The 14107-nt window shown below is 52.9% G+C and carries 13 protein-coding genes; 12 read left to right on the forward strand and 1 reads right to left on the reverse strand.

Going from position 1 to position 14107, the window contains the following annotated elements; all coding sequences use genetic code 11:
* Positions 1–143: 143 nt before the first annotated feature.
* The 12 genes from pabC (at position 144) to JK198_RS08795 (ending at position 10345) form a co-directional block, all read left to right on the forward strand.
* Positions 144–953 (forward strand): aminodeoxychorismate lyase, encoded by an 810-nt coding sequence (gene pabC / locus JK198_RS08740; protein ID WP_212710619.1) that lies wholly within the window; start codon positions 144–146, stop codon positions 951–953.
* A 2-nt stretch (positions 954–955) separates the two neighbouring features.
* A complete protein-coding gene (mltG, locus tag JK198_RS08745) occupies positions 956–2020 on the forward strand; it encodes an endolytic transglycosylase MltG (RefSeq protein ID WP_212710620.1) in 1065 nt (354 codons plus the stop codon).
* Positions 2010–2642 carry a dTMP kinase gene (tmk, locus tag JK198_RS08750; RefSeq protein WP_212708735.1) on the forward strand — a complete coding sequence of 211 codons (633 nt, stop codon included), beginning with the start codon at positions 2010–2012 and terminating at the stop codon, positions 2640–2642. The genes mltG and tmk overlap by 11 nt, the downstream gene beginning before the upstream one ends.
* The gene (holB, locus tag JK198_RS08755) at positions 2642–3622 is read left to right on the forward strand and encodes a DNA polymerase III subunit delta' (protein WP_212708736.1); all 981 of its coding nucleotides are present in this window, start codon (positions 2642–2644) and stop codon (positions 3620–3622) included. Before tmk ends, holB begins: the two co-directional genes overlap by 1 nt.
* Positions 3623–3651: 29 nt before the next feature.
* Entirely contained in the window at positions 3652–4449 is a 798-nt protein-coding gene (locus JK198_RS08760) for a metal-dependent hydrolase (RefSeq protein ID WP_212708737.1), read from the forward strand.
* A gap of 292 nt (positions 4450–4741) precedes the next feature.
* The gene (gene hinT / locus JK198_RS08765; protein ID WP_212708738.1) at positions 4742–5092 is read left to right on the forward strand and encodes a purine nucleoside phosphoramidase; all 351 of its coding nucleotides are present in this window, start codon (positions 4742–4744) and stop codon (positions 5090–5092) included.
* 17 nt (positions 5093–5109) lie between these two features.
* On the forward strand, positions 5110–5478 hold the full coding sequence (locus JK198_RS08770) for a DUF1425 domain-containing protein (protein WP_212708739.1): 369 nt from the start codon (positions 5110–5112) through the stop codon (positions 5476–5478).
* Positions 5479–5488: 10 nt separating this feature from the next.
* Complete coding sequence (gene lpoB, locus JK198_RS08775; protein WP_212710621.1) at positions 5489–6100, forward strand: penicillin-binding protein activator LpoB; 612 nt, start codon at positions 5489–5491, stop codon at positions 6098–6100.
* Complete coding sequence (thiK, locus tag JK198_RS08780; protein WP_349290190.1) at positions 6081–6902, forward strand: thiamine kinase; 822 nt, start codon at positions 6081–6083, stop codon at positions 6900–6902. The genes lpoB and thiK overlap by 20 nt, the downstream gene beginning before the upstream one ends.
* Positions 6903–6945: 43 nt before the next feature.
* Complete coding sequence (gene nagZ / locus JK198_RS08785) at positions 6946–7989, forward strand: beta-N-acetylhexosaminidase (protein WP_212708741.1); 1044 nt, start codon at positions 6946–6948, stop codon at positions 7987–7989.
* A 286-nt stretch (positions 7990–8275) separates the two neighbouring features.
* Entirely contained in the window at positions 8276–9580 is a 1305-nt protein-coding gene (locus tag JK198_RS08790; protein WP_212708742.1) for an NAD(P)/FAD-dependent oxidoreductase, read from the forward strand.
* Positions 9581–9802: 222 nt separating this feature from the next.
* Complete coding sequence (locus tag JK198_RS08795; RefSeq protein ID WP_212708743.1) at positions 9803–10345, forward strand: glycine zipper 2TM domain-containing protein; 543 nt, start codon at positions 9803–9805, stop codon at positions 10343–10345.
* A 41-nt stretch (positions 10346–10386) separates the two neighbouring features.
* Here the strand turns inward: JK198_RS08795 and mfd are convergent, their stop codons facing one another.
* Positions 10387–13830, reverse strand: coding sequence for a transcription-repair coupling factor (mfd, locus tag JK198_RS08800; protein ID WP_212710622.1), 3444 nt, complete (start codon positions 13828–13830; stop codon positions 10387–10389).
* Positions 13831–14107 lie beyond the last annotated feature (277 nt).

Below are 14107 nucleotides of genomic sequence, written 5' to 3' on the forward strand. Positions count from 1 at the left end.
TTTGGCGAATACAAAACTAACCACTTTTACCGCCGTTTTCTATTAATTCACGCTAAGGTGCGATGAACCTTTTTTTTACCCGTGTGGGACCAGGTAATCTGTTCAGTCATCCCCCGGCGGCCGCTAAGCATAAGGAGAGGAAGATGATGCTGATTAATGGTACGCAATCTGACAGCGTACCGGCAAATGACCGCGGGCTACAGTTCGGTGACGGCTGTTTTACTACGGCACTGATCAGCCATGGTCAGGTGCTGCGCCTCGGGGATCACCTGCAAAGACTGCGTGAAGCCTGTGAACGGCTGGCTATTCCCTGCACAGACTGGCAGCAAATGGCACAGGAAATGTCGGTGCTGGCGCGGGATAAAAAACGCGCTGTGCTGAAAGTTGTTATCAGCCGGGGGTCGGGCGGGCGGGGGTATTCTGCTGCCGGCTGTCAGCAGCCACGACGTATTATTTCTGTGACTGATTACCCGCTGCATTATGACGACTGGCGTATTAATGGCATTACGCTGGCGACTTCGCCGTTACGTTTAGGACTTAATCCGGCACTGGCTGGTATTAAACATCTTAACCGTCTGGAGCAGGTAATGATCCGCCAGTTTATTGACCGTGCCGGTGTCGATGAAGCACTGGTGCTGGATTATCAGGGAAGGATTGTTGAATGCTGTACGGCCAATATTTTCTGGCGCTGTGGCGAAGAATTATTTACCCCGCGGGTGGACGCTGCCGGTGTGGACGGTACAATGCGGCGTTATCTTATTCGTATTCTGGCAGAGCAGGGATATGCTTGTCAGACGGTAGCCGAAGATGCCAGCATATTGCAGGCTGCTGACGAAATATTTATCTGTAATTCGTTAATGCCGGTGGTTCCGGTTATCAGGATTGATGACCGTACTTATCATGCCGGGGCACTGACGCGCAGACTTTCAGACATCTGTAACACACCAGGTTAAGCATGCAGAAAAAAATAAAATTTATACTGTCTTTAGCGGTTATCAGCGCTGCTGTCATTGGCGGAGGGCTCTGGAAGACCCGGCAACTGGCAGAATCACCGCTGCTGATTTCACAGCAAACGATTTATACCCTGCCTGCGGGTACCGGACGGCTGGGGCTGGAACAGCAGTTACAGCAACAACATATTATGCGTGACAGCGTCTGGTTTAGCTGGTTACTGAAAGCCGAACCGCAGCTGGCCAGCTTTAAAGCCGGTACCTACCGGCTGGAACCGGGAATGACGGTCCGCGGATTACTCGAGCTACTGGCCAGCGGTAAGGAAGCACAATTTCCGGTTCGTTTTATTGATGGTCAGCGGCTGAGTGAATGGCTGAACGTGCTGCGCAATGCCCCTTACCTGCGCCATGAACTGACTGATGACCAGCTTTCCAGCGTGGCTGCAGCCCTGAAATTGCCGGAGAAAGATCCTGAAGGCTGGTTTTATCCGGATACTTACCTGTATACCGCCCATATGAGCGATGTTTCTTTACTGACCCGTGCTCATCAGCGGATGGTAAAACTGGTTGATCAGGTATGGGAAGGCCGTGCGACGGATCTGCCTTACAAGGACAAGAATCAGCTGCTGACGATGGCTTCAATTATCGAAAAAGAGACAGCATTAAGCGATGAGCGGGAAAAAATCGCGTCTGTGTTCGTTAACCGCCTGCGGCTGGGAATGAAATTACAGACTGACCCGACGGTGATTTATGGTATGGGTGATCTTTATCGCGGAACACTGACTCGCAAGGATCTTGAAACCCCCACGGCTTATAATACATATGTGATCCCGGCACTGCCGCCGGGGCCGATTGCTATCCCCGGTAAAGCATCATTACTGGCTGCCGCGCATCCGGTTACCAGTAACTATTTGTATTTTGTAGCCAATGGCAGTGGCGGGCATACCTTCAGTAGTACGCTGGCTGCCCATAACCGTGCAGTACAGGCGTGGCGCACCCTGCAAGATAAAGCGCCAGACAGCCGTCAGGCCAGGGAAGTACAGGAAAAGAAAACGACCAATGAAAAGTAAATTTATTGTTATTGAAGGGCTGGAAGGAGCGGGGAAAACCACCGCCCGTGAACGACTGCTGGAGGTCCTGCAACAACAGGGGATTACTGATGTCGTATTTACCCGAGAGCCGGGCGGTACGCCGCTGGCTGAAAAACTGCGGACCCTGATAAAACAGGGCGTCAGTGGTGAGCAGGTCACGGACAAAGCCGAATTACTGATGCTGTACGCCGCCAGAGTTCAGTTAGTCGACACAGTGATCAAACCGGCACTCAGCCGCGGGGCATGGGTGATAGGCGACCGGCATGATCTCTCTTCACGCGCTTATCAGGGGGGCGGGCGCGGCTTTGATGACCAGCTGATGAATACGTTACGTCAGGCGGTACTGGGTGATTTTAAACCTGATCTTACCCTGTATCTTGATGTTGCGCCGGAGACGGGTCTGGCCCGTGCCCGCAGTCGTGGCGAGCTTGATCGTATTGAACAGGAGTCACTGGATTTTTTCCATCGTACCCGTGCCCGTTATCTGCAAATTGCCGCTGAAGATTCGACAATCCTGACGATTGATGCCAACGGCACACCACAACAGGTCAGTGCGGCGCTGACGGAAACTCTCGGTCGCTGGCTGGCGGAAAACCGCTGATGGAATGGTATCCGTGGCTGAACAGCACTTATAAAAATATCATCAGTCAGCACCAGGCTGGCCGCGGACATCATGCGCTGCTGATTCAGGCCTTGCCGGGAATGGGTGACAGCGCGCTGGTATGGGGCGTTTCTCGCTGGCTGATGTGCAGCCAGCCGGCAGGTGTAAAAAGCTGTGGCCAGTGCCACGGCTGTCAGTTAATGACTGCTCATAATCACCCTGACTGGTATTCGTTAACTGCCGAGAAAGGTAAGTCTTCCCTGGGGGTGGACGCTATCCGCCAGGTGACGGATAAGCTTTATCATTTTGCTCAGCAGGGAGGCGCAAAGGTTATTTATATTCCGTATGCCGAACAACTGACCGAAGCCGCAGCCAATGCCCTGTTGAAAACACTGGAAGAGCCGCCGGCGGATTGCTGGTTTTTCCTGTGTTCCCGGCAGCCTTCAGCATTACCGGCCACGCTGCGCAGCCGATGTATGACCCTGACGCTACCGGTGCCCGCTGAACAGCACAGTCTGCAATGGCTGGCTGCGCAAACTTCACAACCGCAGGATAATTTGCTGACAGCCTTACGGTTGGCGGGGGGTGCCCCTGCGGCGGCTCTGGAGATGTTTACCGGAAATCAGTGGGAGCAACGCAGTAAATTGTGCCAGGGGCTGGGGACTTCACTGCCGGATAACTGCCTGGCATTACTGCCGCTGCTAAACCATGAGGACGTGGCGTTACGGATCCACTGGCTGATGGCACTGTTGCTGGACAGTGTGAAATATCACCAACAGAACCTGCGCTGGATAACCAATATTGATCAACAGCCACTGGTCGCCAGGCTGGCAGAAATAATCAGCTTACCGGCCTTACATCAAAGCCTTTCACGGTGGATGCAGTGCCGTCACCATCTCCTGGAAACCCCCGCCGTAAATCATGAATTGTTAGTCACCGAAGCTTTGCTCGACTGGGAACAGATGTTCCGGGCGGGCTGACTGAGTTTTGAATAAGCAGAGAGTAAATTATGTTTTTAGTCGATTCCCATTGTCACCTTGATTGTCTGGATTATGAAAATGAGCACCGTAATCTGGACGATGTTATCAATAAAGCCGCCGGGCGTGATGTCCGGTTTATGCTGGCCGTGGCAACGACTCTGCAGGGTTTTAGCGGGCTAAAAGCACTGGTCAGTGATCGCCCGGAGATAGCGCTGTCATGCGGCGTACATCCGTTAAATATGGAACAGCCTTATGAACAGGCAACGTTGCTGGAACTGGCATCTGACCCGCGTGTTGTGGCACTCGGGGAAACCGGACTGGACTATTTTTACCAGAAAGAAGCTGCACAGCAGCAGCAACAGCAGCAGTCTTTCCGGCAGCATATCCGCGTTGGCCGGCAGTTAAATAAACCGGTTATCGTTCATACCCGTGATGCGCGGGAAGATACCCTGGCGCTGTTACGTGAAGAAAAAGTCGAAGAGTGTGGCGGTGTGCTGCATTGCTTCACGGAAGACAAAGAAACTGCAGCCAGATTACTGGATATGGGCTTCTTTATTTCATTTTCCGGGATTGTGACTTTCCGCAATGCGGAACAGTTACGTGAAGCTGCGCGTTATGTGCCACTGGACCGGATTCTGGTTGAGACGGATTCGCCTTACCTTGCCCCTGTACCGCACCGCGGCAAACAAAATCAGCCGGCATTTACCCGCGATGTCGCCGATTTTATTGCGGAACTGAAAGGGGTCGATATTGAAACCCTGGCACAACAGACCACCGCTAACTTCTGTCAACTATTTCATATTCCGATGGAACAACTGGGTGCCTGATGTTTAAGCGCGGCCGGAAACCGCAGGGATGCTGTGTGCGGAAATAATCCGGCGGTTCAGGGGGGGAAATCGTCGCCCGCACAGGCCGGGCCGAAGATAACATCCCCCGTGACCCGGGATAAAGCACCAGAAAAGCCCGGGCCGGCAGTCAGGTCATCACATTTTGATGGCCTTCTGCTGAATGAATAATGTAAAGTCACACAATTACTTATCCCGGATTCTGTGGCACCTTATGGTTAAGCCGCGAACCCGCAGTCTGATACGGCACCAAAAACAATCAGGAATTTAGCGTATGGCCGAAGAAACTATTTTCAGTAAAATCATCCGTCGGGAAATCCCTGCAGATATCGTCTACCAGGACGAACTGGTCACAGCATTTCGTGATATTTCGCCACAGGCACCTGCCCATATTCTGATTATCCCTAACCAGTTAATCCCCACGGTTAACGACCTGAGTGCCGAACATGAACCGGCACTGGGCAGGATGATGACAGTGGCAGCGAAGATTGCCAAGCAGGAAGGTATTGATGAAGACGGTTATCGTTTAATCATTAACTGCAACCGGCATGGCGGGCAGGAAGTTTATCATATCCATATGCATCTGGTCGGTGGCCGTGCGCTGGGGCCGATGTTATCCCGGTAATGTTGCGGAGAGCTCAGATGCGCCTTGCTGTATTGTCTATTCCTTTGTTGTTGTTACTGTCCGCCTGTAGCAGCAGCCAGCCACAGATCAGTATTTCACAGCCTCTGGTCATGGAATCCGATGTGTTGTCTGCCGGTATTACTACCGACGGACCGGTGGTCAGAAGTGACAGTGGTCAGCAAAAAGCCACCGTTATTTTGTATAATGATCGTGACGTCCCGGTAACGCTGCACTATCGTTATTTTTGGTATGATGACAAAGGACTGGAAATTCTGCCGGAACAGACAGCTGAAACCGTGGTTGTGCCTGCACACCAGAGCCGTGAGGCAGTGTCCTGGTCAGGAAATCTGAGTGCAAGTCAGGTACGTGTGTCCCTTTATCTCTGAGGATGTTCAAGTGATTCGCAGCATAAAATTCAGTATTCCGTTGTTTTTTGCGTTTGTTTTATCGGGTTGTATGGTTAATCAGTCACAGAAACCGGCTCCGGTGGAACAGGCTCCGCAACCGGCACAACCTGCGCCGATCGGAGCTCCTCAGCAGACAACGCCGCCGCCGATGAGCCAGCCTCAGCCGGTCCCTGAACCACCGAAACTCAAAACGATTGACTGGCAGGGCAGTATTCCGCCGCTGGTAAATAAAATGATGAATACTCCCGGAATCACCCCGGGCAGTGTTTTACTGGTGGACCGCCTGAAAAACAATACCAACGGCGCTATTCAGAGCGCTAATGCCGACCTTGCTATTCATAATGCATTGCAGAGCAACAGCAAGTTTACCCTGATTACAGCCGAACAACTCAGCCAGGCCAAACAGGCACTGGGGCTGTCCCCGCAAGACAGCCTTAATTCACGGGGTAAAGCGATAGGCCTGGCGCGTAATCTGAATGCACAGTATGTGTTGTACAGTACTGCCCGCGGAGATGCCAAAGCACCACAGTTACAAATGCAACTGATGCTGGTGCAGACCGGCGAAATCGTCTGGACCGGCAGTGCCAGCGTCACTGACTGATCCCTCGCTGTTACAGCTTGTCCGACAATACCAACCGGCAGAATTTTCTGCCGGTTGTTTTTTTCCGTTGCCCGGGCTGAGTGGCCATTCAGTAAAGGTGATTCTGCCTTCGGCAACGCTGGTGGCTCGTCAGCAGCCGTTACAGCCGCTGCCTTTCGTCAATCGCCGGCGTGAATACCGGATCCTTAAAAAACTGTCAGCCTCGGGGCTGGTGGCGGCCCCGCTGGGGGGGAATTCCCGCTGGTTATTATCAGCCTGGCAGCCGGGGGAAGTGTTCAGCCCGCAGCAGTTTTCGCAGCAATACCGGCAAATCTGCCGGACGCTGTTACATCTGCACCGGCAGCCACTGACCGGCTACCCGGTATCGGTATCGGTATTACTGGAGCAGTACTGGCAGCTGTGCCGGCAGCGGACCCACCACTGGCTGAAACACTGGCAGCGTTTACAGTTGCGGGGTGAGCCGGCACCATTACGGCTGGCACCGCTGCATATGGATATCCATGCGGGTAACCTGCTTTCGGACCGTGAAGGCTGCCATTTTATTGACTGGGAATATGCTGCAGATGGCGATATAGCCATTGATCTGGCAATTATTTGTCTGAATGATCCACAATATGAAATGCGCTGGATAACCGCCTATGCACAGGCTGCGGCTGTGGATCGGCAGCTGCTGCAACGTCAGGTACAGCGCTGGAAACCATGGCTGAAGTTACTGATGGCCTGCTGGTATCAGTTGCGTGCAGAACAAACGGCCAGCCCGCAGATGAACACACTTGCCCGTCAGAGCTGGCAAGATTTATAACTTTCTAACCCCTGCTGTCGAGCAGGGATACAGGGACTGCACTATGACAACATCTCTCCCCGGCCCGCTGATGCTGGATGTGGAAGGCTATGAGCTGGACAGCGAAGAACGCGAATTACTGCACCACCCTCTGACCGGTGGTGTGATCCTGTTCAGCCGTAACTATCATGATCCTTCACAACTGGCGGAACTGGTACGCCAGATTCGGGCTGCATCTCATACGCGGCTGGTGGTGGCAGTGGATCAGGAAGGGGGCAGGGTACAGCGCTTCAGGGACGGATTTACTGAACTGCCGGCGATGCAGTCATTTGCGGCACTGGCTGACAGCCTGCAGCAAGCCGGAGAATGGGCCAGAGAAGCTGGCTGGCAGATGGCTGCTGAAATGACCGCACTGGATATTGATATCAGTTTTGCCCCGGTACTGGATATCGGACATATCAGTGCAGCTATCGGTGATCGTTCTTTTCATGATAATCCGGGAATTGCCCTGCCGGTTGCCGCGCAGTTTATTGCCGGCATGCATGAAGCAGGGATGAAAACCACCGGCAAGCACTTCCCGGGACACGGTGCGGTTCAGGCTGATTCCCATAAAGAAACACCGATAGATTTACGTGATGCTGAAACCTTACGCGAACAGGATATGGCGATTTTCAGTCAGCTGATCCGCGAACAACAGCTGGATGCGGTAATGCCTGCCCATGTGGTCTATCCGGCACTGGATCCGTTACCCGCCAGCGGCTCTCCCTACTGGCTGAAAACTGTTTTACGTCAGGAACTGGGGTTCGGCGGGGTTATTTTTTCAGATGACCTGTCGATGGAAGGTGCAGCGATCATGGGCAGCTATACTGAACGTGCACAGCAGTCGTTATCTGCCGGGTGCGATGTCATTCTGGCATGTAACAACCGTGCAGGGGTGATCAGTATTCTGGATAATCTTCCGTTGTCGCAGGCAGAACGCCTGACCCGGCTGTATCATCATGGGCAGAAGGGATATTCCCGCCTGCAACAACATCGCCGCTGGAAAGACAATCAGCGTCAGTTACCGCAATTACAACAGTCCTGGCTGGAGAAAAAACGGGCAGGTTAATCACGCTCCCCTCTGCCAGAGCGTTCCGGCAGAGGGGCAGTAAATATTTAAATATCTTATTGGTTATAGTTTTTATACCACTCCACTGCTTATGGGTATTATGCCCGTATTGTTGATCGGAAATTTTCCCCGCCTGCTGCCAGTTTGATCCGGATCATTTTAATAGGAACAGATTACCCTGACGTGTTATTCTCAAATCAGTGACTCTTTATCGAGTATAACCCTATGTTAGCAAAGGTTATATTAACCTTTTGTTAACTATCAGCTCATAAATCAGGGGGTTTGGTTGACTACTTCTGTGCAAAAAATAATCATAGTGGGTGGCGGTGCTGGCGGTCTGGAACTGGCAACTCAACTGGGCAACAAACTTGGCAAACATAAGAAAGCTGAGATTACACTGGTGGATCGTAATCAGACTCACTTATGGAAGCCATTACTGCATGAAATTGCTGCCGGTTCGATGGATGAAGGTATTGATGCACTGAGTTATCTGGCTCATGCCCGCAATCACCATTTCCGGTTCCAGCTGGGGACCCTGACGGATATCGATCGTGATACCAAAACCCTGCGGCTGGCCGAAATCCGCGATGAACAGGGTAATCTGTTAGTCCCGGAACGCAGCCTTGGCTATGATACCCTGGTGATGGCGCTGGGCAGTTCTTCTAACGATTTCGGGACGCCTGGCGTAAAAGATAACTGTATTTTCCTCGATAATCCCCATCAGGCGCGGCGTTTCCATAACGAAATGCTCAATCTGTTCCTCAAATATACTTCCGGCCAGCAGCCACAGCAGAAAGTGAATATCGCGATTGTCGGTGGTGGCGCAACCGGGGTCGAATTGTCGGCAGAGCTGTATAATGCCGTAAAAGAATTGCACAGTTATGGCTACGAATCACTGAATAATGATGCCCTGAATGTGACACTGGTGGAAGCCGGGGAACGTATCCTGCCGGCGTTACCGGCCCGTATTTCAGCGGCTGCCGAGCTGGAGCTGACCAAACTGGGTGTCAGGGTTCTGACCCGCACCATGGTGACCAGTGCTGATCCTGAAGGGTTACACACTAAATCCGGTGAACTGATCAATGCCGACCTGATGGTATGGGCTGCAGGTATCAAAGCCCCGGACTTTATCAAAGATATTGGCGGGCTGGAAACCAACCGGATTAACCAGCTGGTGGTAACCCCTGAACTGCAGACCACCCGCGATCAGGATATTTATGCGATCGGTGACTGTGCATCCTGCGCGTTACCGGAAGGCGGTTTTGTGCCTCCGCGCGCCCAGTCAGCCCATCAGATGGCTTCCTGTGTACTGCACAATATTCTGGCCCGCCGTAAAGGTAAAGCACAGCAAGCTTATATCTATAAAGATCACGGTTCTCTGGTTTCTCTGTCACGTTTTTCCACGGTCGGCAGCCTGATGGGGAACCTGATGCGTGGCTCGATGATGGTGGAAGGGCGGATTGCGCGGATGGTGTATATTTCACTGTATCGTATGCACCAGATTGCCCTGCATGGCTATTTCAAAACCTTACTGATGATGCTGTCCGGCAGTATTAATCGTGTTATCAGACCAAAACTGAAACTGCACTGAGTTTTTGTCCCCATCCCCGGCGATGATCCTGCCGGGGATTTCTAAGAAGCTTCTCAAAATACCCTTCAGGATCATGTTCAGTGTTTTTTTTCCATTTGTCTGATAGTCCCTGAAACCGGCTTTTGCGACACTGCCGCCACCAAACGAGGCACGCATGCCATCAGTCAGTCACTGGCAGGCAATGGCTGGTGCGTGGTTATCAGATCAATCAGGAGGAAACCTGTGAATAAATCATTAGTAGCAGGCGTAGGTATAGGGATTGTTGCGGCACTGGGTATTGCGTCAGTGGCAGGGGTGAATGTATTGCACCGCGGGCCGGAATACGCGCAAGTACTTTCTGCTACGCCGATCCGTGAAGTGACTAAAAATCCGCGTCAGGAGTGTCATGATGTCAGTGTGGTCCATCGCCGTGCGGTTCAGGATGAAAACCGGCTGACAGGTTCATTACTCGGCGCTGTCGCCGGTGGTGTGCTGGGGCATCAGTTTGGTGGCGGACGCGGGCGCAGCGTGGCTACGGTCGCCGGGGCGCTGGCGGGGGGCTATGCCGGCAACCAGGCACAGGAAGGGTTACAGAACCGTGATACTTACACCACCACTCATCAGCAGTGTAAAACGGTGTATGACAAACAGGAAAAAACGCTCGGTTATGATGTTACCTATAAAATAGGCGATCAACAGGGGAAAATCCGGATGGATAAAGCCCCCGGCGAACGTATTCCGCTGGATAATAATGGTCAGCTGGTTATCGGTACTGCCGGCAGCTGATATTCAGCAGACCTCCCCCGCATCTGCGAGGGAGGTCTGGTTCAGACCCGGTGCTCCTGCATCTGTTGCAGCAGCCGGGTGACCCATTCAATACGCTGTTTCCTTTCTGCCAAATCCACACTGAAGCGCAGTTTTACCGGGCCTTCCAGCTTCCAGTGCTGAGGATCACTCTGTAATAAGCCGATCAGCCACAGGGGATCGACGTGATTCTTTTCGGCAAACTCAATATAGCCGCCTTTCTCACTGGCTTCGATTTTCCGGATACCGATACTGCCGGCCTGCAGACGCAGCAGGGCGATATCCAGTAAATTTCGGGCCGGATCCGGCAACAGTCCGAAACGGTCGATTAACTCCACCCTGAGTTCCTCGATTTCGCTTTCGCTGGCAGCACTGGCGATCCTTTTATAGAAAGAGAGGCGCGTATTGACGTCCGGCATATAATCATCCGGCAGCAATGACGGCATACGTAATTCGACCTCCGTTTGCTGGCTGGTTAAATCTTCCAGAGAAGGTTCACGGCCTGCTTTTAATGCTTCGACGGCATTTTCCAGCAGTTCCATATACAGGGTAAAACCAAGGGTCTCCATCTGACCGCTCTGACCTTCACCCAGCAGCTCCCCGGCACCGCGAATTTCCAGATCATGGGTTGCCAGTGCAAATCCGGCTCCCAGATCTTCCAGAGAAGCGATGGCCTCCAGCCGCTTAGCGGCGTCGGTCGTCATGGCTTTCGGGTGCGGGGTCAGTAACCAGGCATAGGCCTGATGATGGGAGCGTCCGACACGTCCGCGTAACTGATGCAACTGTGCCAGACCAAAATGGTCAGCGCGTTCAATAATAATAGTATTGGCACTTGGGATGTCGATTCCGGTTTCAATGATGGTGGTACAGACCAGCACATTAAAACGCTGATGATGGAAATCATTCATCACCCGTTCCAGTTCCCGCTCGCGCATTTGTCCGTGGCCTATGCCGATTCTGGCCTCAGGGACCAGGGTTGCCAGACGTTCTGCGGCTTTGCTGATATTCTCGACGTCGTTATAGAGATAATAGACCTGTCCGCCCCGCAGAGTTTCCCTGAGAATGGCCTCACGAACCACCAGCTCATCATATTCGCGGACAAAGGTTTTCACCGCCAGCCGCCGGGCGGGCGGGGTGGCAATAATGGACAAATCACGCATGCCGCTCATCGCCATATTCAGCGTTCGCGGGATCGGGGTAGCGGTTAATGTCAGAATATCAACATCGGCCCGCATTGATTTGATCCGTTCTTTATGCCGTACCCCGAAGCGGTGTTCTTCATCAACGATCAGCAGCCCCAGGTCATGCCATTGCAGGTCACTCATCAGTAACTTATGGGTACCGATCAGAATATCCACTTTGCCCTCTGCGGCGTCGCGCAGGACCTGATTTTGCTCTTTGGTGGTACGGAACCGGGACAGCATTTCAATACGAACAGGCCAGTCGGCAAAGCGGTCACGGAAATTATCGAAATGCTGTTGTGCCAGCAGAGTGGTCGGCACTAGCACGGCGACTTGTTTGTGGTTTTCTACCGCCAGAAAAGCCGCACGCATTGCCACTTCAGTTTTACCGAAGCCGACATCACCACACACCAGACGATCCATGGCTAACGGCTGGCACATATCACTCAGCACAGCATTAATTGCCTGTGCCTGGTCCGGGGTCGTATCGTAGGGGAAACTCTCACAAAACTTCTGATACATATCACGGTTATGCTGAAAGGCGTAACCGTGTTTTGCCGCCCGCTGGGCATAGATATCCAGCAACTCTGCGGCGACATCACGTACTTTTTCTGCGGCTTTTTGTCGTGCCCGGTTCCAGCTGTCGCTGCCCAGACGGTGCAGCGGCGCATTTTCTTCGGCTCCGCCGGCATAACGGCTGATCAGGTGCAGAGAAGACACCGGGACATACAGGCTGGCGTCACCGGCGTAGGTGAGCATCAGATATTCGGCTTTGACACCGCCGGTTTCCAGGGTGGTCAGCCCGGCATACCGGCCAACACCGTGTTCCAGGTGCACTACCGGCTGGCCCGGGTGCAGTTCGGCAAGGTTGCGGATCAGTACGTCCGGGTTGATCGTTTTACGGTTATCCTGACGTCGACGGGCCACCCGTTCGCCGAGTAAGTCCGTTTCACAAATCAGTGCCAGCCCGCGGGCATGGTCGATAAAACCGTGTTCGGCAGGGCCGGTCATCAGAAAGTAGCCACTCTCCCCGGCCTGACTGAGTTTGGTGATTTCTGCCGGACGGATTTTAATTTTACTCAGCTGTTCCTGCAGTCGTTCGCGACGGCCCTGGCTTTCCACGGAGAAGACAATCGCCCCCTCGAATGTTTCGCAAAACTTGCGCAATGCCTCCAGCGGATTTTTCGCCTGTGACTGCAGCCGGATATCCGGTAACGGGCGGTAACTGAGATTAGTATTCGCCGCTTTTTCGGGTAATTCCGTGGCAGATAAACGGATCAGCGGCCAGTTTTTCAGTGCAGACATCAGGGGGTCCGGTGCCAGCCACAGGCTGTCCGGAGGCAGCAGGGGCCGCAAAGGGTCGACCCGCCGGTTTTGATAGCGTTGCTGTGTATCCTGCCAGAAACGATCACCGGCAGTTTTGATATCACAGCTGCTCAGCAGCAGGGTATTGACCGGAAGATAGTCGAACAGTGGCTGTAGCGGCGTCGAAAAAAACAGTGGCTGCCAGTATTCAATACCCGTCGGTAACGACCCTTTACTGACCTGCTGGTAGATATGGCCGGGGTCACGTAACACATCAAAATGTTCACGCCACTGGCTGCGGAACAGTTCAATCGACTGTTTATCGGTGGGGAATTCATGGGCCGGCAACAGACTGATGGCCGCGACAGCATCCAGTGTCCGCTGGCTGTCAACATCAAACAAACGCAGGCTGTCAATTTCGTCATCAAAAAAGTCTATCCGGTAAGGCTGCTCACTGCCCATCGGGAACAGGTCAAGTAAGGCACCGCGGATAGCATATTCCCCGTGCTCCATCACCTGATCAACATGACGGTAGCCTGCCTGGTCAAGCTGTTCACGTAACAGGTCGCGGGATACTTTCTGACCACGTTTCATTAACAACGCGTGGCCTTGCAGAAACGGATGAGGGCAGACCCGTTGCATCAGTGTATTGACCGGCAGGATCAGTATCCCGCGCTCCATTGATGGCAAGTGGTACAGGGTTGATAACCTGGCCGAAATAATATCCTGATGAGGAGAGAAACTGTCATAGGGAAGGGTTTCCCAGTCAGGCAAATGACTGACAGGCAGGGCCGTAAACTGGCGGATTTCATCCTGTAAATGCAGAGCTGACTGCATATCACTGGTAATTAAAAGTAACGGACCTGAATGGCGTTCTGCAATCTCTGCGCATCCGGCAGCCATCGCGGCACCTGTCAGCTGGCCCAGTTGGCGGTGGTCGCCGGCATTGACTGGCAGGGAGTAATTTGTCTTATCTGACATGGGGGATGATCATTCTCTCCGAATTTTCCAGACGGCTATGATTTCACATAAATACTTATGGATCATCTGCCGTGACGAATTTTCCTTTTTATTAAAGGATTAAAGCAAATTATGTTCATGGCGGCCTTTTTTCAACCCGGCGCGGCGAAAAAACAGGCACTGCCGGCTGTTTTTTCGCCATTACCTGCTGTTATCAGATAACTTTACCCGTCAATCATCTGCGCAAAGGTTTCCTTCACCGGCTGGCTCCTTTATCATCCGGTTACTGAATTTCAGG

The sequence above is a fragment of the Tatumella sp. JGM91 genome, from assembly GCF_018257575.1.
Classification (GTDB): domain Bacteria; phylum Pseudomonadota; class Gammaproteobacteria; order Enterobacterales; family Enterobacteriaceae; genus Tatumella; species Tatumella punctata.